General features: G+C 66.8%; 19 protein-coding genes and 1 riboswitch. Of the genes, 13 read left to right on the plus strand and 6 right to left on the minus strand.

Annotation, left to right across the window (positions count from 1 at the left end; all coding sequences use genetic code 11):
• Nucleotides 1-11 precede the first annotated feature (11 nt).
• The 3 genes from AB4Y35_RS17925 to AB4Y35_RS17935 all read left to right on the plus strand — a co-directional run bounded on the left by AB4Y35_RS17925 (nt 12) and on the right by AB4Y35_RS17935 (nt 4156).
• Nucleotides 12-1307, plus strand: coding sequence for a c-type cytochrome (locus AB4Y35_RS17925; protein ID WP_368705273.1), 1296 nt, complete (start codon nt 12-14; stop codon nt 1305-1307).
• A gap of 270 nt (nt 1308-1577) precedes the next feature.
• Nucleotides 1578-2198: a hemolysin III family protein gene (locus tag AB4Y35_RS17930; protein ID WP_342921208.1), complete on the plus strand. Its 621-nt coding sequence runs from the start codon at nt 1578-1580 to the stop codon at nt 2196-2198.
• 257 nt (nt 2199-2455) lie between these two features.
• Nucleotides 2456-4156 carry a DEAD/DEAH box helicase gene (locus tag AB4Y35_RS17935; protein ID WP_368705274.1) on the plus strand — a complete coding sequence of 567 codons (1701 nt, stop codon included), beginning with the start codon at nt 2456-2458 and terminating at the stop codon, nt 4154-4156.
• Between the two features lie 66 nt (nt 4157-4222).
• Here AB4Y35_RS17935 and AB4Y35_RS17940 read toward each other — a convergent pair whose 3' ends face one another.
• Complete coding sequence (locus tag AB4Y35_RS17940; protein ID WP_368687571.1) at nt 4223-5056, minus strand: ferritin-like domain-containing protein; 834 nt, start codon at nt 5054-5056, stop codon at nt 4223-4225.
• Nucleotides 5057-5686: 630 nt separating this feature from the next.
• Between AB4Y35_RS17940 and AB4Y35_RS17945 the strand changes: the two genes are divergently transcribed.
• Entirely contained in the window at nt 5687-5884 is a 198-nt protein-coding gene (locus AB4Y35_RS17945) for a hypothetical protein (protein WP_028205977.1), read from the plus strand.
• A gap of 258 nt (nt 5885-6142) precedes the next feature.
• Here the strand turns inward: AB4Y35_RS17945 and AB4Y35_RS17950 are convergent, their stop codons facing one another.
• Nucleotides 6143-6520: a hypothetical protein gene (locus tag AB4Y35_RS17950; protein WP_342921211.1), complete on the minus strand. Its 378-nt coding sequence runs from the start codon at nt 6518-6520 to the stop codon at nt 6143-6145.
• Between the two features lie 221 nt (nt 6521-6741).
• Here AB4Y35_RS17950 and glpK point away from each other — a divergent pair, with 221 nt between their 5' ends.
• Nucleotides 6742-8277 (plus strand): glycerol kinase GlpK, encoded by a 1536-nt coding sequence (gene glpK, locus AB4Y35_RS17955; protein WP_368705275.1) that lies wholly within the window; start codon nt 6742-6744, stop codon nt 8275-8277.
• 144 nt (nt 8278-8421) lie between these two features.
• Nucleotides 8422-9108 carry an HAD family phosphatase gene (locus AB4Y35_RS17960; protein ID WP_069262876.1) on the plus strand — a complete coding sequence of 229 codons (687 nt, stop codon included), beginning with the start codon at nt 8422-8424 and terminating at the stop codon, nt 9106-9108.
• 116 nt (nt 9109-9224) lie between these two features.
• Here the strand turns inward: AB4Y35_RS17960 and ribB are convergent, their stop codons facing one another.
• The 4 genes from ribB to AB4Y35_RS17980 form a co-directional block, all read right to left on the minus strand.
• On the minus strand, nt 9225-9953 hold the full coding sequence (gene ribB / locus AB4Y35_RS17965) for a 3,4-dihydroxy-2-butanone-4-phosphate synthase (RefSeq protein WP_368705276.1): 729 nt from the start codon (nt 9951-9953) through the stop codon (nt 9225-9227).
• Nucleotides 9954-10116: 163 nt separating this feature from the next.
• Nucleotides 10117-10290, minus strand: a riboswitch (FMN riboswitch).
• A 113-nt stretch (nt 10291-10403) separates the two neighbouring features.
• On the minus strand, nt 10404-11144 hold the full coding sequence (locus tag AB4Y35_RS17970) for a helix-turn-helix domain-containing protein (protein ID WP_368705277.1): 741 nt from the start codon (nt 11142-11144) through the stop codon (nt 10404-10406).
• A 202-nt stretch (nt 11145-11346) separates the two neighbouring features.
• Complete coding sequence (locus tag AB4Y35_RS17975; protein ID WP_368705278.1) at nt 11347-12534, minus strand: MFS transporter; 1188 nt, start codon at nt 12532-12534, stop codon at nt 11347-11349.
• 57 nt (nt 12535-12591) lie between these two features.
• The gene (locus AB4Y35_RS17980; RefSeq protein WP_368705279.1) at nt 12592-12996 is read right to left on the minus strand and encodes an extradiol dioxygenase; all 405 of its coding nucleotides are present in this window, start codon (nt 12994-12996) and stop codon (nt 12592-12594) included.
• A gap of 113 nt (nt 12997-13109) precedes the next feature.
• Between AB4Y35_RS17980 and AB4Y35_RS17985 the strand changes: the two genes are divergently transcribed.
• From AB4Y35_RS17985 to lnt, 7 genes are all read left to right on the plus strand, one after another.
• Nucleotides 13110-14093: a LysR family transcriptional regulator gene (locus tag AB4Y35_RS17985; protein WP_368687565.1), complete on the plus strand. Its 984-nt coding sequence runs from the start codon at nt 13110-13112 to the stop codon at nt 14091-14093.
• Nucleotides 14094-14373: 280 nt separating this feature from the next.
• Nucleotides 14374-15747, plus strand: coding sequence for a tRNA (N6-isopentenyl adenosine(37)-C2)-methylthiotransferase MiaB (gene miaB / locus AB4Y35_RS17990; RefSeq protein ID WP_368705280.1), 1374 nt, complete (start codon nt 14374-14376; stop codon nt 15745-15747).
• 45 nt (nt 15748-15792) lie between these two features.
• Nucleotides 15793-16926: a PhoH family protein gene (locus AB4Y35_RS17995; RefSeq protein ID WP_368705281.1), complete on the plus strand. Its 1134-nt coding sequence runs from the start codon at nt 15793-15795 to the stop codon at nt 16924-16926.
• Nucleotides 16927-16961: 35 nt separating this feature from the next.
• Nucleotides 16962-17423 (plus strand): rRNA maturation RNase YbeY, encoded by a 462-nt coding sequence (gene ybeY / locus AB4Y35_RS18000; RefSeq protein WP_368705282.1) that lies wholly within the window; start codon nt 16962-16964, stop codon nt 17421-17423.
• Nucleotides 17424-17432: 9 nt separating this feature from the next.
• On the plus strand, nt 17433-18122 hold the full coding sequence (locus tag AB4Y35_RS18005) for a gamma-glutamylcyclotransferase (RefSeq protein ID WP_368694040.1): 690 nt from the start codon (nt 17433-17435) through the stop codon (nt 18120-18122).
• Between the two features lie 236 nt (nt 18123-18358).
• Nucleotides 18359-19252 (plus strand): HlyC/CorC family transporter, encoded by an 894-nt coding sequence (locus tag AB4Y35_RS18010; protein ID WP_324155991.1) that lies wholly within the window; start codon nt 18359-18361, stop codon nt 19250-19252.
• 197 nt (nt 19253-19449) lie between these two features.
• Nucleotides 19450-21138 carry an apolipoprotein N-acyltransferase gene (lnt, locus tag AB4Y35_RS18015; RefSeq protein WP_368705283.1) on the plus strand — a complete coding sequence of 563 codons (1689 nt, stop codon included), beginning with the start codon at nt 19450-19452 and terminating at the stop codon, nt 21136-21138.
• The last annotated feature ends 147 nt before the right edge of the window (nt 21139-21285 follow it).

Consider the following 21285-nt stretch of genomic DNA (forward strand, 5'->3'; position numbering starts at 1 on the left):
AGACAGCCAATATGAACCGCAAGTCCCTGTTCGCACTTTCCGCCGTCATCGTGGCCGCCGCCGCGGCCCTCGTACCGGTGCTCTGGTCGGGCACCCACTATCTGCACAACGGCGCGGCGCAGGCCGCGACGCCCGTCGACCAGGGCGATCTCATCAAGAAGGGCGAGTACCTCGCGCGCGCCGGCGACTGTATCGCCTGCCACACCGTGCGCGGCGGCCAGATGTTCGCGGGCGGCCTGCCGATGGCCACGCCGTTCGGCACGCTCTACACCCCCAACATCACGCCCGACGACCAGTACGGCATCGGCAAGTGGAGCGCCGACGACTTCTATCGCGCCATGCACACGGGCCGCTCGAAGGACGGCAGCCTGCTCTATCCGGCGTTCCCGTTCGCGAGCTACACCAAGGTCACGCGCGCCGACGCCGACGCGATCTTCGCCTATCTGCGCTCGGTCCCGCCCGTCAACGTGCCCAGCCGCCCGCACGAACTCAAGTTCCCGTTCAACAACCGCAACCTGCTGATCGGCTGGCGCACGCTGTTCTTCCGCGAGGGCGAGTACAAGCCCGATCCGACCAAGTCGGTCGAATGGAACCGCGGCGCGTATCTCGTCGAAGGCCTCGGCCACTGCGGCATGTGCCACACGTCGATCAACGCGGTGGGCGGCCCGGTCAACTCGGCGGCCTTCGCGGGCGGCCTGATCCCCTTGCAGAACTGGTACGCGCCGTCGCTCACGTCGAGCGAAGGCGGCCTCGGCGACTGGGACATCAGGGACATCGCAAGCCTCCTGAAGACCGGCGTGTCCGAGCGCGGCGCCGTGTTCGGCCCGATGGCGGACGTGATCCACAACAGCCTGCAATACCTCTCGGACGACGACATCCACGCGATGGCCTCGTACCTGAAGACCATCCCGCAGAAGAAGGAAGCGCCCGAAACGATGCAGATGGAGACGTCGGAAGCGTTCGGCGGCGAACTCTTGCAGCAAGGTCAGAAGATCTACCACGACCAGTGTGCCAAGTGCCACGCGGAGAACGGTCTCGGCATGCCGCCGAACTTCCCGCCGCTTGCGAACAACCAGTCGATCCAGATGCATTCGGCCGTGAACCCGATCCGCATGGTGCTCAACGGCGGCTATCCGCCGAGCACGGGGGGCAATCCGCGCCCGTACGGCATGCCGCCGTTCGCGCAGTCGCTCTCGAACCAGGAGGTTGCGGCGGTGGTGACGTTCATCCGCATGTCCTGGGGCAACAAGGGCACGCCGGTGTCGCCGCAGCAGGTCGCGGACCTGCGCTCGTCGCCGCTCGACTGACGCAAAGCCGTCCACCGCCGTAAGGGCCGGAGCCCTTACGGCGGTCCCACGCAAGTGGTTACTGTTATAGTGACGGTTGCCTGATAAGGGCGCAGTCCGCACAGCGCGGGCTGCGCCCTTCGCTATTTGGCGCCGGGGCCGTGTGGTGAAAGCGGCTCCGTGGCCCGTCAGGCCTGGTTTTGAACGCTGCGCTCGGGCACGGCGCCGTACGCGGTGGAACACTGTTCCGCCGGCGCGCGTCGCGCCCAGGAAGAACAAGGAGTGGTCGTCATGCACGCCGGTGAGCGTCTGAACAGCATTACTCACCTCGTGGGCGCGATGTTGTCGGTGGCGGGACTCGTCTCGCTCGTGACGCTCGCGGCGCTGGATCACGACGCGTACAAGGTCGTGAGCTTTGCGGTATACGGGGCGATGTTGTGCGCGCTGTACACGATCTCGACGCTGTATCACGGCGTGCGCGGCATCCGCCTGAAGGCAGTGCTGCAAAAGTGCGACCACGCCGCGATCTATCTGCTCATCGCGGGCAGCTATACTCCGTTCACGCTGGTGACGCTGCGTGGTCCCTGGGGCTGGTCGCTCTTCGGCGTGAGCTGGGGGCTCGCGGCCCTCGGCATCGTTCAGGAACTCACGCTCGGGCGGCGCACGAGAGCGCTGTCGATGGTGCTCTACGTGGTGATGGGCTGGCTCGCGGTGGTCGCGGTTCGACCGCTCATCGAAGCCTTGCCGGCCGCGGGCACGGCGTGGCTGCTGGCCGGCGGCGTCATTTACAGCGTCGGTATTTATTTTTTCGTCAATGACGAACGCATCCGGCACGGACATGGAATCTGGCATCTGTTCGTGCTCGCCGGGAGCGTCTGTCAATTCGTGAGCGTCGCGCGCTACGTCGCGTGACGCGTCAATGCGAAGACATCGTACGGCTGCCGCAGTGTCCGCGGCCGCGCGATGCAACTTAACGCCCGACGCCAGGTCTCGATAGACCTGTCCGTTCCATGAAGAAAAAACGCGGCGCGCGCACTGGCGCGCCGTCCGAACAACGCGAAAAGGCGGCTTCACCGGGCGCATTCGAACCCGGCAACACCGCTTTGGCTGCGCAGCGCGCCTTCGGGCCGCGAAGCGACGCCCGCGCTACTGCAATACAACAGGTGTTTATGTCTTTCGATTCTCTCGGCTTGTCCGAACCGCTGGTCCGCGCAGTCAACGAACTTGGGTACAGCACGCCCACGCCTATCCAGGCGCAAGCGATTCCCGCCGTGCTCGGCGGCGGCGACCTGCTCGCCGGCGCGCAAACCGGCACCGGCAAGACCGCTGGCTTCACGCTGCCGATCCTGCAACGCCTCACGGACATGGCGCCAGCCGCAGGTGGCAAGCGCGTGGTGCGCGCGCTGATCCTCACGCCCACGCGCGAACTCGCCGCGCAGGTCGAAGAGAGCGTGCGCGCCTACGGCAAGTATCTGAAGCTCAAGTCCACGGTGATGTTCGGCGGCGTGGGCATCAATCCGCAAATCGACGCGCTCAGGCGCGGCGTGGATATCGTGGTCGCGACGCCGGGTCGCCTGCTCGATCACATGCAGCAAAAGACGATCGATCTGTCGCAGCTCGAGATTCTCGTGCTCGACGAAGCGGACCGCATGCTCGACATGGGCTTCATCCACGACATCAAGCGCGTGCTCGCGAAGCTGCCACCCAAGCGCCAGAACCTGCTCTTCTCGGCCACCTTCGCCGATGAGATCAAGGCGCTCGCCGACAGCCTGCTCGACTCGCCCGCGCTGATCGAAGTCGCGCGCCGCAACACCACGGCCGAAACCGTGGCGCAGAAGATCTATCCCGTCGACCGCGACCGCAAGCGCGACCTGCTGACGCACCTGATCCGCCAGCACAACTGGTTTCAGGTGCTCGTGTTCACGCGCACCAAGCACGGCGCCAACCGCCTCGCCGAGCAGCTCACGAAGGACGGCATCAGCGCGCTGGCGATTCACGGCAACAAGAGCCAGTCGGCACGCACGCGCGCCCTGAGCGAGTTCAAGGACGGCACGCTCCAGGTGCTCGTCGCGACCGACATCGCCGCGCGCGGGATCGATATCGACCAGCTGCCGCACGTCGTCAACTACGATCTGCCGAACGTGCCCGAGGACTACGTCCACCGCATCGGCCGCACCGGCCGCGCGGGCGCGACGGGCGAAGCCGTGTCGCTCGTGTGCGTGGACGAGCATCAGCTGCTCAAGGACATCGAAAAGCTCATCAAGCGCGCGGTGCCCCAGGAGGTCATCGCGGGCTTCGAGCCGGACCCGAACGCGAAGCCCGAGCCGATCCAGCGCCGCAGCCAGCCCCAAGGGCGCTCGCCGCGCCAGGGGCAAGGCCAGGGCCAGGGCCGTGGTGCGTCGAATGGCGCCAATGCGGCGAACGGCGGACGGCCTGCGCAGGCGCGTGAGCCGCGTGAGCCGCGTGAGCCGCGTGAATCGCGTGAATCGCGTGAATCGCGTGAATCGCGTGAATCGCGTGAGCCGCGCGAGCCGCGCGGCGGTAATCGCGAAGGCAACCGCGAAGGTGGCCGCGACGGCAACCGCGCGCAGGCAGCCAACGGTGGCGGCAACGGCGGCCAGCGCCCGGCCAAGCCGGCCTCGAACGGCGGCGTGCGCACCGCCAAGCCCGTGAAACAGCAAGGCGCGAATCACGGCGCACAAGGCGCGCGCGGCGAGCATACGCGTCGCGAAAGCCAGCGCGGCGTTTCGCACGAAAGCGCACTGGGCCGCCCGCAACAACGCAAGTCGCAAGGCAACCCGGGCGCGCTGCTCGGCGGCCGCCCAGGCGGCAATGCGCGCCGCGACGGCAACGGCCAGCGCGATCGCTGATCTTTGCGCCCAGAAACGAAAAAGCCCGCTCCAGCAGCGGGCTTTTTGTTTTCGCGGGCCGATGTCCTAGCGGAAGAAGACGTGTTGTGTGATCTTCGCGAGCGGATAGTGCACGCCGGGCCGGATCTTCGCGGGCAGGTTGAGCGGCTTGAGCAGCATCTTCACGCACATGTCGGCGGAAAGATTGTGGCGCACCAGCCTGTTCACGCGCGCGGTGAGTTCGCGGCTATAGGCGTCGTCGCGCACGCGGTCGGGATAGCGGCCCGCGTACACATGGCGCAGCGCGATCTCGGAATCTTCGTTCTTGATCTCCATCACGCGGCGCATGAGCGCGCCGAGCACGGCGAGACGCCCGTGCCCTTCTATCTGGTTGTACTTCTTGAAATAGCGGAAAAAGTGCTTGTAGTGACGCACTTCGTCGCTGCGAATGTTGTCGGTGATTTCCTTGAGCACGGGCTCATCCGAATACTCGCCGATCGCGCGATAGAGCGTGGCGGTGCCGGTTTCGACGACGCAGCGCGCGACCATTTCGAGCGCGCGCGTTTTCTCGAATTCCTCGAACGAACAGGTCTTCGAATACTCTTCGATGAAGGTCTGAAACGCCGCGTCCCAGTCGAACTCGGGCCACACGTACTGGATGTACGTCTTCAGCGCGCGTCCATGCTGAAGCTCCTCGGGCTCCCATTCGCGGTTGAGCCACTCGGAGACCTCGGGGTCGCCGTTGAAGAACACGTTCAGGTTGCTCGTGTAAAGATCGGAACCGCTTTCAATGAACGAAGAGGCGGCGAGGAGCAGCATCAGGTCTTCGTTGGCGGCGGCACGTTGACGGTCGATACGGGTGAGATCGATGTCTTCGATGCGCCAGGGCATCACATGGCGAGGCTCATTGTCGTTACGCATTGTGTCCTACTCCCGAAGCGGCGTTTTACGCTCTCGACGCGCGGCGCCCAGCCGGAAGCCCGAGGCCCGGCGAGCTGCGCCAGTCACGCGCGGCGAACGTTACAAGCCATCCCTAATTCCATCTTAGCTGTACTTTCGCGTAGCTGCAGTCACAAAGCACAGACCGGGCCCGCTTCCCGCAGTTCCGGGAATAGACGACCTCTCCGCGTTACGTCATGTGACGATCACTGGCCGACGCGCAAACGCAATACCCGCGGGCATACCGTGCGTTTGATGCGTAGCGTATCGAAGTGGATTCGCTCGCTGCGTGCCGCGCTGCGGCACGAACTTCAAGTGATTTCGCGAATCCAGGCGGCTCGCACGACCGCTGCGTGCGGGCTCGAATGTCAAAGGGAAAATTTTCGGGGCGTGGTTTGTACAACGCAGCGGCGTTGACTACACTCCAGTTCCCCGAGGTAGATCCCGGGCTGGATGCCGTTTGGGCCGCGCACAGGCGGTCCGGGCGGCCGGTCCCTCCAGCCAGTCGATCTGCACGGTCGCAGGCTTTCGCTCACACCACCGCATTCCTGTCGCTGCGCCGCCCTGCGGGCCGCAACCGGCGACCTCTGATGCGGCAACACGGAGAGAACGATGCTGAGTCCGCATGAATTCGCCACCCTGCTGCTAGTACAGGACGCCCCCAACCAGCTCGACATGGAGCGAGAAGAACTGGACGCCTTGCTCGAACGACAGCTCGTCCAACTGGAGCGCCTTGCATCCGGCCTTCAGCAATGGCGACTAACCGAAATCGGCGACTCTGCGTTGCGCGCCATCAAACGGTGTTCGTAGCCTGATCCCGCGGGCCGAGCACCCGCGCAGCCACAGGCTCCATTGCCCTTTATCGATTTGCGCGGACGCATGGGTCGTCCGCCAGCCCGACTTGTCGGGCACGTCCCCGATGCAGGCGCACGGCTGTAGACGTACGCGCCTGCAGTGCATGGTCACGCGGACCCGCGCGCTTCATGCCCGCGTGACCATTTTTTTGCGCATGCCTCCGTGCAGCGCGCGTACGCGCGCACCCTGCCGCAGCGCCATCCGCCTGTTCGCCTACCCGGCTCTCAGCGTGGGGTCGACCGCCGACCGCCAGCTCAGCGCCTGGGCGCGCTGTGCGTTGAGGAAGTTCACCCACTCACCCCGCGCCTCGCCATTGCCGCTCTTGCCGAGCGTGGTGTATTGCTGCGCGAGCTGAGCCTGGAAGCCGCAAAACTGGTCCTGGGGCAGCCTGCCGCGCCGATTCGCGACCCACGCGTCGAAGATGGCCGCGTAGACGCCCGGCGCATACGCGCCGAAATCGACCGTCTGGCCGCCGCACATCTGCTGCAAGGCGGCGAGCGACGGCGCGCGCCCCCCGCCTTCCGGGCCCGGCGGCGCGCCCACGCACCCCGCGAGCAGCACGGCCGCACCGATCATTGCAATTGCACGCATGATTGCCTCGTTATCGTTTTCGACTGGTTGGAACGACTGCATCCCGACTCGGTCATTGTCGCACCGCGCCGCGCGAGCGACACCCCGGCCGTTCCGTTGCACCGAAGCGAGCGCAAACCGCTTTCGGGCTATGCTGGGTTCGATGCCACGCGCTTCAGTGCGCGCCGGTCGACGGCCGGCCGACGCGCGTACCGCCGCGCACCCTCCAGGGAGACTGCACGATGCCTCAGTCGCACGCCGAGTCGTACATCCTCGCGCTGGACCAGGGCACGACGAGTTCGCGCGCCCTGCTGCTCGAGCGCAGCGGCGCGATCGTCGCGCTCGCGCAGAAGGAGTTCGCGCAACTCTACCCGCGGCCCGGCTGGGTCGAGCATGATCCGCGCGACATCTGGTCGAGCCAGGCTGGCGTCGCGGCGGAAGCGCTCACGCGCGCGGGCGTCGGCGCCGCCGCGATTGCGGGCATCGGCATCACGAACCAGCGCGAAACGACCATCGTGTGGGACCGTGCGACGGGTCAGCCCGTGTACAACGCGATCGTCTGGCAGGACCGCCGCACGGCCGGCTATTGCGACGAGCTGAAAGCGCGCGGGCTCGAGCCGATGGTGCGCGCGAAAACCGGCCTGCCGATCGACGCGTACTTTTCGGCCACGAAAATCCGCTGGATTCTCGATCATGTCGAGGGCGCGCGCGAAAAAGCGCGCGCGGGCCGGCTCGCCTTCGGCACCGTGGACGCCTGGCTGCTGTGGCACTTGACACGCGGCGCGCTGCACGCCACCGACGTCACCAATGCCGCGCGCACGATGCTCTTCGACATCCACACGCTGCGCTGGGACGACGACCTGCTCGCGCTCTTCGAGATTCCGCGCAGCATGCTGCCGGAGGTGCGTTCGTCGTCGGAGGTCTATGCGCGCACGGCGGCGTCGCTCTTCGCGGCCGAAATCCCGCTCGCCGGCGTGGCCGGCGACCAGCATGCGGCGCTCTTCGGGCAGATGTGCATGCGCCCCGGCATGGTGAAGAACACCTACGGCACCGGCTGCTTTCTCGTGATGAATACCGGCGCGCAACCCGTCGAGTCGAGCCACCACCTCGTCACGACCATCGCGTGGCAAGCGCTCGGGCAAACGCAATACGCGCTGGAGGGCAGCATCTTTATCGCGGGCGCGGTGGTGCAATGGCTGCGCGACGGGCTCGGCATCATTCGCAGCGCAGCGGAAATCGAACCGCTCGCGGCCAGCGTGCCGCACAGCGACGGCGTGTACCTCGTGCCCGCGTTCGCCGGGCTCGGCGCGCCGCACTGGAACGCGCACGCGCGCGGCACGCTGTTCGGTCTCACGCGCGGCACGACTGCGGCGCATATCGCACGCGCGGCGCTCGACTCGATCGCCTATCAGTCGTTCGACGTGCTCGCCGCCATGGAGGCCGATTCCGGTATGCGCATAAACGAGCTGCGCGTGGATGGCGGCGCCAGCGCGAACGATCTGCTCATGCAGTTCCAGGCCGATCTGCTGGGCGTGAACGTGTTGCGGCCGCGCTCGAGCGAAAGCACCGCGCTGGGCGCGGGATATCTGGCCGGGCTCGCGGTGGGGTTCTGGCGCGATATCGACGAACTCCAGCAGCATTGGAGCCTCGAGCGCCGCTTCACGCCTTCGTTGCCGAGCGACACGGCCGCACGTTGCGTGGCCGGCTGGCAGCGCGCGATCAGCGCGGCAAAAGCGTGGGCCGACGCCGGCACGGCAAACGCCGCGGACGACGGCTGAGCCTTGCAGGCCGCGAGTGCACTGCGTGCAAAAAGCAAAAGCACGTATGATTGGGGGTTTCCACCTTCCCGCCTGCCTGGCTCAGGCGCACGCACCGGCCGCTGACCTCTGGCCGCGCGCTGCGCCCGGCCTCTCGTTTCACGCATGATCGACCATCTCATCTGCGACTGTGACGGCGTGCTCGTCGACAGCGAAGTCATCGCCGACCGCGTGCTGTTCGACACGCTCAGCAGCACCTTTCCCGGCATCGATTTTCACGCCGCCGTGAATGCAGCGTTCGGCCAGCAGACCTCGCGCTTTCTCGCCGACGTCGCCGCGCGCTTCGACCTCACGATGCCCGAGGACTTCCTCGAGACCATCGAACATCGTTGCGAAGCCGCGATTGCCGAGTCGGTGAGCCCGATCAACGGCGTGCGCGACGCCTTGCGCCGGGTCACGCTGCCTGCCGCCGTCGTTTCGAACAGCCGGCTCACGCGCGTGCACGCTTCGGTGCGACGCGCCGGGCTCGACACGATCTTCGGCGAGCGCATCTTCAGCGCCGAGCAGGTCGCGCGGCCCAAGCCTTATCCGGACGTGTACCTGCACGCGGCGAAGCAGCTCGGCGTGGAGCCGGCGCGCTGCATCGTCGTCGAAGACAGCATTTCGGGTTTGAACGCCGCGCGCGCCGCAGGCATGAAGACGATTGCGTTCGTGGGCGCGAGCCACATTCCTTCGGGCTACGCCGACGTGCTGCGCGAGATGGGCATCACACGCATCATGGCGCACATGGAAGAGCTGCCGGCGCTCGTCGAGGCCGGCGTGCGCGGCGAATTCGGCGACGTGCAGTCGTAAGGCTGCGCGCGCCACCGGCGCACAGATCGCACAAATCGCGCATGCCGCAATGAAAACGGGACGCGGCGCCCATCGGCGTCACGTCCCTCACCTCACCTTGCGACTTTCAGCGTGACTCAGGCCGGCTCGGCACAGCGCTCGCGCGCCACGGCGAGCGACTCGCGAAACGCCACCAGCTCGGCAATCGAGAGCACCGGCAGATTGTGCAGCTTCGCGAAGTCGTCGACCTGCTTGCCGCGCGCCATCGTGCCATCCAGGTTCATCAGCTCGCACAGCACGCCGGCCGGAGCGAGGCCCGCGAGCACCGCCAGATCGACGGTGCCTTCGGTATGGCCGCGGCGCGCCAGCACGCCGCCCTTCTGGGCACGCAGCGGGAACACGTGGCCGGGGCGCACGATATCGGCAGGCTTCGCGTCCGCGGCGATCGCGGCGCGGATCGTCGTCACGCGGTCGGCGGCCGACACGCCCGTGCTCACGCCGTCGCGCGCTTCGATCGAGACCGTGAACGCAGTGCGGTTGCGGCTCTCGTTGTGGGCCACCATCGGCGGCAGTTCGAGCGCGCGCACTTTTTCGTCAGAGAGACACAGGCACACGATGCCGCTGCATTCGCGGATGAAGAGCGCCATCGTTTCGGGCGTGAGGCGTTCGGCGGCGACGATCAGGTCGGCCTCGTCCTCGCGGTCGTGGTCGTCCTGCAGCACGACCGGGCGGCCTTCGCGCATGGCTTGCAACGCGGCGGCAATGCGCGGCGGCACCGGCTCGGAATCGATGAACGGGAGATCGGCGGCGGCGTCGAGCGGCGCGCCCTGGGATGCAGCGAGAGGGGTACTGGCAGTAAGGGACATGTGAAACGCTCCTCGCGAGAGTTAGGCGAAAAACGTTTCAGGGCATTGCAAACAGACAGGAATCCCCGGCACGCGCGATTCGCACGGATGCCGCGCGCCCCGAAAATGGGGACGCACGCACATCGGCCGAAACGCCGCGGCGGATGGGCAAACATGACCATCTGCACATCTTCTTTCATCCGGACTATGACCGTCGGCTCTGGCTTCGCACCAGATCTGCTGACCCTGCGCACGACACAATGAGGCTCGCGCAGGCGCTCGCGGGCTCGTCGACCTTGCCTTGCGGCGCGGCCGGCATACCGCCGGTGGGGAATTTCGCCCCGCCCTGAAGACGCACTGATTACCGGCTTATTACCTGACTTAACCGGCGGGCAAAGGATACAACAGGCTGCGCAACTGTGCAGCGCAAAAAAGTACGACTAGAGAATTTTCTCGACGATGCGACGCGGCTCATGCCGGCTGCGCCGCCGCGACAGTGACCGACTCGACCGCTTCAACCGTCCTGATCGCTTCGACTGCCGACGCCGCTTCGCCGCCAGCCGTCGCGGCCGGCACGTCCCAGCGCGGCGGCGTCTCGGCGTTGAGCGTCACGCGAAACACGCGCGCCTCGGTGTCGCCCGGGTTGCGCAGGCTGTGCGGCTGGTCGGCGTCGAATACGATCGCATCGCCGGTGGCGAGCAGCTGGCGCCGATCGTGCACGCTCACTTCGAGCGTACCCTCGCTCACCACGAGGTTCACCGTCGTGCCGGGCGGGCGGCGCACGCCGGGCTCGGTGTGCAGCGGCGCGATGCGCAGTTCGTGGAATTCGGCGGCGGCGGGCTCCGCTTCCGGATAGAGCGCGCGCGCCGAATAACGGCCGTCGGCGGAAACGAGGCGTGACGCCCGATCGGCCGGCAAATGCTCGAAGCCGTTCACGGCATGCCGCCGCAGGAATGCCGACACCGAGACCTTGAGCGCCGCTGCCACCTTGCACAGCACCTTGATCGACGGCACGCTGCGCGCCGACTCGACCTGGGCGAGCATCGCGCGCGAGACACCGGAGGCGCGTGCGAGCGCATCGAGCGAAAGCTGGCGTTCGGCGCGCAGCCGGGCGAGGTTCACGCCCACGAGATGCTCCAGCGTCTCGTAAGATCCTTCGGTGTGCGCACTATCGGGTTGTGCATCGCGTACGAGCGCGAGGGGTGAATGCATGGCTGCCTCCAGGCAGCGCCGCGTCATTGCGGCGCAAGAGCATGAATGGAGGCAAGACTAGCATCGCGATTTGCCGCGCCCAACGAAGTTATCTTCACACTGTTATCAGCATTGCAGAGCGCGAATCGTGGATTGCTTTCGCGCCCTGCGCATAAGGCGCGCTGCCTTCAGCGCGGCCTTGCGCGTTGCCCTAGTCGGGCGCTCACGAATTCTGCCGCGCCGCCACGTGCGCGTCGCGCAGCGGTACGGCGCGCGTGTCGAGCCGCGCCGCCGCCCAGGTGAGCACGAGCGCCGCCACCGAAACGGCCGCGGCCACCCACGGCAGCGAGTCGAGCGCCACGCCGTGCGCAATGGCGAGGCCACCCATCCACGCGCCCATTGCGTTACCCACGTTGAACGCGCCGATGTTCAGCGTCGAAGCGAGATTCGGCGCCGCCGCGGCTTTCGCGACCACGCGCATCTGCAACGGCGGCACGGTCGCGAACGCGGCGATGCCCCACACGAACACGGTGATCGCGGCGGGCCACATGGCGTGGCTCGTCTTCGTGAAGATGGCCATGACCACGGCGAGCACGACGAGAATGCCCATCAGCGAAGGCATCAGCGCGCGGTCCGCGAGCTTGCCGCCCAGGGTGTTGCCGAGCGTCAGGCCCACGCCGAACAGCACGAGCATCAGCGTCACGCCGCGCGGCGAGAAGCCGCCCACCTGCTCGAGAATCGGCGCGATGTAGGTGAACACGACGAACACGCCGCCGAACCCCAGCACCGTCATGCCGAGCGCGAGCCACACCTGCGGGTCGCGCAGCACGCGCACTTCGTGGCCGAGCCCGGCCGGGCCGCTATCGTGCTGGTTGGGCACCAGCGCCGTCACGCCGACGAGCGAAATCACGCCAAGGCCGCTCACGATCCAGAACGCCACGCGCCAGCCGAACTGCTGGCCAATGGCGGTGCCGAACGGCACGCCCAGCACGGTGGCGAGCGTGAGCCCCGTGAACATCAGCGCGATGGCGCTCGCGCGCTTTTCCTGCGGCACGAGCGAGGCGGCCACCACGGCGCCGATGCCGAAGAACGAGCCGTGCGCGAACGACGCGACGACACGCGCAACCATCAGCAGCGAATAGTTCGACGCGACCGCGCACATCACGTTGCCGACGATGAACACGCCCATCAGCAGTTGCAACGCGAGCTTGCGCGGCATGCGGCTCGTCAGCGCGGCCAGCAGCGGCGCGCCGGCCGCCACGCCGAGCGCATAGCCCGTCACGAGCAGGCCCGCGGCGGGAATCGTCACGTTCAGATCGCGCGCCACGTCGGGCAACAGGCCCATGATGAGGAACTCGGTGGTGCCGATGGCAAAGGCGCTGATGGCCAGCGCGAGCAAGGGGATAGGCATCGAAATCTCCGAAAATCAGCCTGGATTCAAATGGGCTTCAGTGGCAGCCAGCGGCCATCAAGCCGCCACGCCGGCCGCCAGCGACGTCACGAACTCGACGACGACACCGGGCGCGAGCGCAACGAACAGCTGCACTTCCGCGCTCGCGGGCACCTCCGCCAGCTGGTACGGCACGCGGTGCGCGGCCAGCCGCTCGACGAGCGCGCGCCACTCGATGCCCGGCGCCACGCGAAACGCCACGTGGTCGATGCGCGGCGCGACGAGCGCAGACGCACCGCCTGGCAACCGCGCGGGCCCGGTCGCATCGACCAGATGGATGACCGGGCGGCCGTGCGCGTAGAGCCAGTGGCCGTCCACGCGAAACGGCGGACGCGGGCCGTCTTCGAGGCCGACGACGTCGCGAAAGAAGCGGCATGTGCCTTCGAGGTCGGGCGTGACGAGGGTGACGTGATCGAGTTGCATGGCGTGCAGGCCTGGGCGGCTGTCCTGAAAACACGCGCATTGTCGCGGCTACGCTCGAATTTGATAATTGGCGTAGCATTTGAATCATTTTCAATCCATTTCTAATAATCGCGATGGACAACCTCGGCGACGTGCGCCTGTTCGTGGAGGCGGCACGCCTCGGCAGCCTTTCCGCGGCGGGCCGCAAGCTCGGCCTCACGCCCGCGGCGGCCAGCGCCCGGCTCGCGCGGCTCGAAGCGGAGCTGCGCGCGCGTCTGTTCGACCGCACCACCCGCCAGCTGCGCCTCACCGACGAAGGCCGCCTCTACCTCACCTGCAGCGAGCACGCGCTGCGCTCGCTCGATGACGCCAAGGCGGCCTTGCAGGAGGGCCAGAACGCGGTGCGCGGCAAGGTGCGCATTTCGGCGACCTCGGATTTCGGCCGCAATCTGCTGATGACCTGGCTCGACGAATTCCGCGCGCTCTACCCCGACGTGCGTTTCGCGCTAATGCTGACCGACTCGCTCTCGAATCTCGTGCTCGAAGACATCGATCTCGCGATCCGCTTCGGCACGCCGCAGGACAGTTCGCTCGTGGCGCGCTGGCTCGCGCCGAACCGCCGCGTGCTGTGCGCCTCGCCCGCGTACCTCGCGCGCTGCGGCGAGCCGCGGGAGCCGAACGATCTGGCCCGTTTCGACTGCATCGTGATCGGTTCGGCGGCGGGGCCGGTGAACGAGTGGCGCTTCACGCGCGGCAGCGGATCGCAAACCGAAACGCAGACCTATACGGTGCCGCTCGATGGCGCGCTCGAGTCGACGGATGGCGAAGTCGCGCGCCAGTGGGCGCTGTGCGGCTACGGCCTCGCGGTGAAGTCGATCTGGGATGTCGCGGAGGATCTGCGCGCCGGGCGGCTCAAGACCGTGATGCCCGAGTGGCGCTACCCCGACGCGCCGCTGCACGCGCTCTACCACCGCAACCGCTTTCTCGCGCCGCGCGTGCGGGCGCTGCTCGATTTCCTCACCGAGCGCTTCGCGCAGACTTCGGGCGAACTCGAGGCGCTCGTCCCCTGCACGGATCCGGCCGAAGCGACGCAAAGCCGCAGACGCAAACGGATATAATGTCGGATTGCGCAGAAAGCGATCCGCAGGCGCGTCCGCATTGGCCAATATCGGCAAATGCGGCACCGGCAAACAGAACAAAAGAGCAACCCGGAACGTCCCAAGTTGCCAGACGCGCATGGCCAGAAACAGGATGCCAACGCCGGCCTCATAGCCGGCTTCCCTGCATCTCGATTCGGCCCCCATAAAACACCGTAGTCCTGACGTGCAGACCGTGCATCACGCGCGTGCATCAAGCGGACGACGCCCCCAGGTCAACCACTGCGAACGGCGAAACCCGATGACCAAGAAAGTTTATGTAAAGACCTTTGGCTGCCAGATGAACGAGTACGACTCCGACAAGATGGTCGACGTACTCGGCGCTGCCGAAGGTCTCGTGAAGACCGACACCCCCGAAGACGCGGACGTCATCCTCTTCAACACCTGTTCGGTGCGCGAAAAGGCGCAAGAGAAGGTCTTCTCCGACCTCGGCCGCGTGCGCGAACTCAAGGAAGCGAACCCGAACCTGCTGATCGGCGTGGGCGGCTGTGTGGCCAGCCAGGAAGGCGCGGCGATCGTCGCGCGCGCGCCGTACGTGGACCTCGTGTTCGGCCCGCAAACGCTGCACCGCCTGCCGCAGATGATCGACGCGCGCCGCGCCTCGGGCCGCGCGCAGGTGGACATCAGCTTCCCCGAAATCGAGAAGTTCGACCATCTGCCGCCCGCGCGCGTGGAAGGCCCGAGCGCGTTCGTCTCGATCATGGAAGGCTGCTCGAAATACTGCAGCTACTGCGTCGTGCCCTACACGCGCGGCGAGGAAGTCTCGCGTCCGCTCGACGACGTGCTCACCGAGATCGCGGGCCTCGCCGACCAGGGCGTGCGTGAAGTCACGCTGCTCGGCCAGAACGTCAACGCCTATCGCGGCGCGCTCACGAGTGGGGCGCACGACGTGGCCGACTTCGCCACGTTGATCGAATACGTCGCCGAGATCCCCGGCATCGAGCGCATCCGCTACACGACTTCGCACCCGAAGGAATTCACGCAGCGCCTGATCGACACCTACGCAAAGGTGCCCAAGCTCGTGAGCCACCTGCATCTGCCGGTGCAGCACGGCTCGGACCGCGTGCTCATGGCGATGAAGCGCGGCTACACCGTGCTCGAGTACAAGTCGATCATCCGCAAGCTGCGCGCGATCCGCCCGGACCTGTCGCTCTCCACGGACTTCATCGTCGGCTTCCCCGGCGAGACCGAAGAGGACTTCCAGAAGATGATGGCGCTCGTCGAGGAGATGAGCTACGACACGAGCTTCTCGTTCATCTACAGCCCGCGCCCGGGCACGCCCGCCGCGAATCTCGAAGACGACACGCCGCGCGAAGTGAAGCTCAAGCGCCTGCAGCATCTGCAGGCCACGATCGAAGAGAACGTGGCGCGCATCAGCCAGTCGATGGTCGGCCGGGTCGAACGCATTCTCGTGGAAGGCCCTTCGCGCAAGGACCCGAGCGAACTCTCGGGCCGCACGCAGAACAACCGGGTGGTGAACTTCCCGGCGCCGCTCGCTTCGCACGCGCGCCTGATCGGCCAGATGATCGACGTGAAGATCAACCACGCGTACCCGCACTCGCTGCGCGGCGAACTCGTGCTCGCGCACGAAGACGCTTCGACGCTCGCGCACTAATCGGCTCGACGCACCCAGCCAGGAATTCAGGAGTTCAGAGACACCTTGAAGCCCAATCAGCAGCATCTGGAATTCACCGCGCCGCGCGACGACAACGCGCGGCTCGCCAACCTCTGCGGCCCGCTCGACGAAAACCTGCGCCAGATCGAGCAAGCGCTCGACGTGACGCTCGCGCGGCGCGGCCATCGCATCACGATTCGCGGGCGTGGCGCCAAGCTGGCGCTCGCGGCGCTCGAGAACTTCTACAACCAGGCGCGCGATCCGCTCTCCGTCGACGACATTCAGCTCGCGCTCGTCGAGGCCCGGCACCCTGCGAACTTCGGCGGCAACTCGGCGAACGATCCGCGCGGCAATGGCCACGGTGGCGTGCGCGGCAACGTGAACGGCGGCAATAGCGGCGGCAACGACGCCGCCGAGATCGACCCGCGTTTTCGCGGCGACCCCGATCATCCGTTCGACGAGCCCGCGGGCGAAGGCGTCGATGTCGAGGAGCTGGGTCCGAAGCTGTACACGCGGCGCGCCGACCTGCGCGGCCGCACGCCCGCGCAGCGCGAGTATCTGAAGCAGATCATCTCGCACGACGTGACGTTCGGCATCGGCCCCGCGGGCACGGGCAAGACCTATCTCGCCGTGGCCTGCGCGGTGGACGCGCTCGAGCGCGACCAGGTCAAGCGCATCGTGCTCACGCGTCCGGCCGTGGAAGCGGGCGAGCGTCTGGGCTTCCTGCCCGGCGATCTGTCGCAGAAGGTCGATCCGTATCTGCGTCCGCTGTACGACGCGCTTTACGATCTGCTCGGCTTCGACAAGACCGCGAAGATGTTCGAGCGCCAGATGATCGAAATCGCGCCGCTCGCCTACATGCGCGGGCGCACGCTCAATCACGCGTTCATCATTCTCGACGAGGCGCAGAACACCACGCCCGAGCAGATGAAGATGTTCCTCACGCGGATCGGCTTCGGCTCGAAGGCGGTCGTGACCGGCGACACCACGCAGATCGACTTGCCGCGCGGCCACAAGAGCGGCCTGATCGAAGCGCAGCATGTGCTGAAGGACGTGCGCGGTATCGCCGTCACGCACTTCACGAGTGCGGACGTCGTGCGCCACCCGCTCGTCGCGCGTATCGTCGAGGCTTATGACGCGCATTCGAAAAAGGACGAAGGCGTTGGCGACGCGCGCTAACGCCGCCGCCTGCGTCGCTTCATAGCTTGAGCCCCATGCCCCGCGCACCAAAACTCAAACTGACCGTGCAGTTCCCCGCCGCGAAGGCGTTCCCCGAGCACAAGGCCGCGCTGCCGCGCGCCACCGTGGCGGCGTGGCTCAAGGCCGCGCTCTTCGCGGACGCGGAACTGGCCGTGCGCTTCGTCGACGGCGAAGAAGGCCGCACGCTGAACCGCACGTATCGCGGCAAGGACTACGCGACCAACGTGCTCACCTTCGCGTACGCGGAGAGCGAGGACGATCCGGTCACGGGCGATCTGATCCTGTGCTGCCCCGTGGTGGAAAAGGAAGCCGCCGAGCAGGGCAAGCCGCTCGCCGCGCACTACGCGCATCTGCTCGTGCACGGCGCGCTGCACGCGCAGGGTTACGATCACGAAGACGAGACCGAAGCCGAAGAGATGGAAGGCATCGAGACCGAGGTCCTCAACTCGCTAGGCTTTCCTGATCCGTACAAGTAAGCCCCCGTCATGAACGACAAACGCACGCCCGATTTCGCCGAACCCTCAGCACTGCCCGAGGCGGGCGATGCGAGCGTGCCCTGCCCCGGCTACCCGCCGGCACTCGGCGAGTCGCGGCTCCTGAGCGAAGACGAGTTGCGCGCCTCGCTCGACTGCACGCTGAAAGCGCGAGGCTGGGACAGCGCGAGCGACATCTGGCTGTTCGGCTATGGCTCGCTGATCTGGAACCCGGGCCTGCCCACCGTCGAGAACGTGCGGTCGCGCGTGCACGGCTACCATCGCGGGCTATATCTGTGGTCGCGCGTGAACCGCGGCACGCCCGAGCAGCCCGGCCTCGTGCTCGCGCTCGACCGCGGCGGCTCGTGCGCGGGCGTCGCGTTCCGGCTTGCGGCCGAGGGCGTGATGCCGCACCTCGAAGCGCTCTGGCGCCGCGAGATGCCGATGGGCTCGTACCGCCCCGCCTGGCTGCCCTGCGTGCTCGCAGACGGCCGCCGCGTCGACGCGCTCGCCTTCGTCATGCGGCGCGATGTGGCCTCTTACACCGGCAAGCTTTCCGAAGCCACGGTGCGCACCGTGTTCGGCTGCGCGTCGGGCCGCTACGGCTCGACGCTCGACTACGTGCGCCGCACCGTGGATGCACTGCGCGAGAGCGGCATGCGCGACCGCGCGCTGGAGCGGCTGCTCGCGCGCTGCGCTTGAGGCCGCGTTTCTGCGGTTGCGCTTCTTAGGTTGCACTTCCGAGGTTGACCGGACGGCGGCTGCCGTCACGCCGCGCCGCTTTTTCGTCCACCGGGCGGCCACGCCGCATCTGCGTTAGGATTGATCTGCCGGTGTGTGTCCTTTGTGTGGCAATACACGGTAGCGCCACAGGCATGTTGTATCCTTAACCCTCCGCAACAGCGCGCCCTGCCCCCAGCGGCAAAGGGCGCACCACCATGAACGACTCTTATCCCAGTCGACGCCAGACCGACAAACCGCAGGAAAAGCGCTCGCTACTCGAGCGGCTGACCGACTTCATCTCGCCCGAGCCCGACTCTCGCAGCGAGCTTCTCGAAATCCTCCAGGACGCGCACGCGCGCAACCTGATCGACGCCGATTCGCTTTCGATGATCGAAGGCGTGTTCCAGGTGTCCGAGCTTTGCGCGCGCGACATCATGATCCCGCGCGCCCAGATGGACGCGATCAACATCGCCGAAAGTCCTGACGAATTCATTCCGTTCGTGCTCGAGAAAGCGCACTCGCGCTACCCCGTGTACGACGGCAACCGCGACAACGTGATCGGCGTGCTGCTCGCGAAAGACCTGCTGCGCTACTACGCCGAAGAGGAATTCGATGTGCGCGGCATGCTGCGCCCGGCCGTGTTCATCCCCGAGTCCAAGCGCCTGAACGTGCTGCTGCACGACTTTCGTCAGAACCGCAATCACATCGCCATCGTCGTCGACGAATACGGCGGCGTGGCCGGGCTCATCACGATCGAAGACGTGCTGGAACAGATCGTCGGCGACATCGAGGACGAGTACGACTTCGACGAGGAAAGCGGCAACATCATCGCCTCGCCCGACGGGCGGTTCCGCGTGCGCGCGCTCACCGAAATCGAGCAGTTCAACGAGGCGTTCGGCACCCATTACCCGGATGAAGAAGTCGATACGATCGGCGGCTTCGTCACGAATCACTTCGGGCACGTGCCGCATCGCGGTGAGAAGGTGCGCATCGACGACCTGATCTTCGAGGTGCTGCGCGCCGACGCGCGCCAGGTTCACATGCTGCTGGTGCGGCGCGACCCGCTGGCAGGACAGCGCGAAGCCGCGCTGCAGCCGCCGGGCACCTGACCCAACGCGGCGCGCCGCCTCTCGCGCAAACGACGCCAGCCTTCGGGCTGGCGTTTTTGCTTCGAGCGCGCCGACGCTTCGATCCGTCCCCTGGAGACCATCCCGGTACCGTCGCACGAAAGTGCTATCGTTGCGCTCGTCGCGCAACCCGCGCTCGCGCTTTTCAGCGCGCTTTCCATCGCCTTCCACCGCACCGCATGGCCGAACCGATCGATACCCGCACGCACACCGAGACGCGCGCGAGCGAAACCACCAACGGCGCCGCGCGCCGCGCGCTGCCCTTCTGGCACTATCTCGCCGCCGCCGGGCTGGGTGCGCTCAACACGCTGTCGTTCGCGCCCACGCCGCACGGCGGCTGGCTCGCCATTGCGATCTTTGCGCTGTTCTACGTCTGGCTCACGCGCACCACCGGCTGGAAGAGCGCGCTCTTCACGGGCTGGGCGTTCGGCTTCGGCAACTTCGTGAGCGGCGTCTGGTGGCTCTACGTGAGCATGCACTTCTACGGCGGCATGCCCGCGGTGCTCGCGGGCGCCGCGCTCGTGCTGTTCTCGCTTTACCTCGGGCTGTATCCGGCGCTCGCCGCACTCGTCTGGTCGTTTTGCGCGGGACACGCGAAGAACGGGCGTAGCGGCGAATTGCCGTTCTCGCCCACGTGGCACGGCGCGTTCGCGTTCGCAAGCGCGTGGGCGCTCGGCGAATGGGCGCGCGGCTATGTGTTCACCGGCTTTCCCTGGCTTGCGAGCGGCTACGCGCAAGTGGACGGTCCGCTCGCCGGTTTTGCGCCGATCGTGGGCGTGTATGGCGTGGGCTGGGTGCTCGCGCTCGTCGCGGCGCTCATCGCGCAGGCGGTTTTGCGTGCAAGCGACGTGAAGGGGCGCGGCGCGGCGCCCCGGCGCGGTGCGGTGGCGACGCCGGCACTGCTTGCGCTCGCCGTGATCGCAGCCGGCCTGCTGCTCTCGCTCGTTTCGTGGACGCAACCCTCGGGCACGCCGCTCAACGTGCGGCTGCTGCAAGGCAACGTCAAGCAGGACATGAAGTTCTCCGAGCAGGGCACGATCGACGCCCTCAACGAGTTCCAGAAGCTGATTACCGAAAAACCCGCCGATCTCGTCGTCACGCCCGAAACCGCGGTGCCGGTGCTCGTGCAGGAAATCCCCCAGAAGTTCGGGCGCGATGTCCGCGCCTTCGCCGACGGCACCAACACCGCTATCCTGTTCGGCGCCGTGGGCGGCACGATCACGTCCGATGGCCGCGTGATCGACTACACCAACAGCCTCTTCGGCATCACGCCGGGCCAGAACGGCCTCTATCGCTACGACAAGCATCACCTCGTGCCCTTCGGCGAATTCGTGCCCTGGGGCTTCCGCTGGTTCGTCAATCTCATGAACATCCCGCTCGGCGACTTCGCGCGCGGGGCGCCCGTGCAGCCGCCCTTCCGCGTGCACAGCGAGCTCGTGGCGGTGAACATCTGCTACGAGGACATCTTCGGCGAGGAGATCGCGCGCACCGTGCGCGAGAGCCCGACCTCGCCGGGCATCCTGATCAACTCGACGAACCTCGCGTGGTTCGGCGACACCATCGCGCTCGACCAGCACCTGCAGATCGCGCGCATGCGCTCGCTCGAAACCGGCCGCCCGATGCTGCGCGCGACCAATACGGGCGCCACCGCCGCCATCGACGCGAAAGGCCGCGTGATTGCACGTTTGCCGACGTTCACGGTGGGCTCGCTCGACGTGAAGGTGGAAGGTACGAGCGGCTTCACGCCCTACGTGACGAGCGGCAACAACACGGTGATCGCCGTTTCGTTGCTGCTGCTGGCGCTCGGCTTTGCGTTCGGACCGGCCTTCAAGGGCGCGAAAGAGCGCAAGCCGGCGAACGAAAAATAAGCCGCGCGCAAAGCACACGCGACCTCGCGCCGACGACCCAACCACACCGCTGCCGGCGGCCCGAACCCGTCCAGGTCTCAAGGCGCCGGCAATCCGGTAAAATTCAACGTTTTAGCACCTGGCCGCCTCCCGGCCCGGGCCACGCAA

The sequence above is a fragment of the Paraburkholderia sp. EG286A genome, from assembly GCF_040965375.1.
Lineage (GTDB): Bacteria > Pseudomonadota > Gammaproteobacteria > Burkholderiales > Burkholderiaceae > Paraburkholderia.

What these genes read in the sequence shown, in the direction of transcription:
- AB4Y35_RS17970 (WP_368705277.1), bottom strand. Translation starts at nt 11,144, where the DNA reads ATGCATTCACCCCTCGCGCTCGTACGCGATGCACAACCCGATAGTGCG.
- AB4Y35_RS17945 (WP_028205977.1), top strand. Translation starts at nt 5,687, where the DNA reads ATGCTGAGTCCGCATGAATTCGCCACCCTGCTGCTAGTACAGGACGCC.
- AB4Y35_RS18005 (WP_368694040.1), top strand. Translation starts at nt 17,433, where the DNA reads ATGAACGACAAACGCACGCCCGATTTCGCCGAACCCTCAGCACTGCCC.
- AB4Y35_RS17980 (WP_368705279.1), bottom strand. Translation starts at nt 12,996, where the DNA reads ATGCAACTCGATCACGTCACCCTCGTCACGCCCGACCTCGAAGGCACA.
- ribB (WP_368705276.1), bottom strand. Translation starts at nt 9,953, where the DNA reads ATGTCCCTTACTGCCAGTACCCCTCTCGCTGCATCCCAGGGCGCGCCG.
- AB4Y35_RS17960 (WP_069262876.1), top strand. Translation starts at nt 8,422, where the DNA reads ATGATCGACCATCTCATCTGCGACTGTGACGGCGTGCTCGTCGACAGC.
- AB4Y35_RS17940 (WP_368687571.1), bottom strand. Translation starts at nt 5,056, where the DNA reads ATGCGTAACGACAATGAGCCTCGCCATGTGATGCCCTGGCGCATCGAA.
- AB4Y35_RS17950 (WP_342921211.1), bottom strand. Translation starts at nt 6,520, where the DNA reads ATGCGTGCAATTGCAATGATCGGTGCGGCCGTGCTGCTCGCGGGGTGC.
- glpK (WP_368705275.1), top strand. Translation starts at nt 6,742, where the DNA reads ATGCCTCAGTCGCACGCCGAGTCGTACATCCTCGCGCTGGACCAGGGC.
- AB4Y35_RS17935 (WP_368705274.1), top strand. Translation starts at nt 2,456, where the DNA reads ATGTCTTTCGATTCTCTCGGCTTGTCCGAACCGCTGGTCCGCGCAGTC.
- AB4Y35_RS17925 (WP_368705273.1), top strand. Translation starts at nt 12, where the DNA reads ATGAACCGCAAGTCCCTGTTCGCACTTTCCGCCGTCATCGTGGCCGCC.
- AB4Y35_RS17930 (WP_342921208.1), top strand. Translation starts at nt 1,578, where the DNA reads ATGCACGCCGGTGAGCGTCTGAACAGCATTACTCACCTCGTGGGCGCG.
- ybeY (WP_368705282.1), top strand. Translation starts at nt 16,962, where the DNA reads ATGCCCCGCGCACCAAAACTCAAACTGACCGTGCAGTTCCCCGCCGCG.
- AB4Y35_RS18010 (WP_324155991.1), top strand. Translation starts at nt 18,359, where the DNA reads ATGAACGACTCTTATCCCAGTCGACGCCAGACCGACAAACCGCAGGAA.
- AB4Y35_RS17985 (WP_368687565.1), top strand. Translation starts at nt 13,110, where the DNA reads ATGGACAACCTCGGCGACGTGCGCCTGTTCGTGGAGGCGGCACGCCTC.
- AB4Y35_RS17975 (WP_368705278.1), bottom strand. Translation starts at nt 12,534, where the DNA reads ATGCCTATCCCCTTGCTCGCGCTGGCCATCAGCGCCTTTGCCATCGGC.
- lnt (WP_368705283.1), top strand. Translation starts at nt 19,450, where the DNA reads ATGGCCGAACCGATCGATACCCGCACGCACACCGAGACGCGCGCGAGC.
- miaB (WP_368705280.1), top strand. Translation starts at nt 14,374, where the DNA reads ATGACCAAGAAAGTTTATGTAAAGACCTTTGGCTGCCAGATGAACGAG.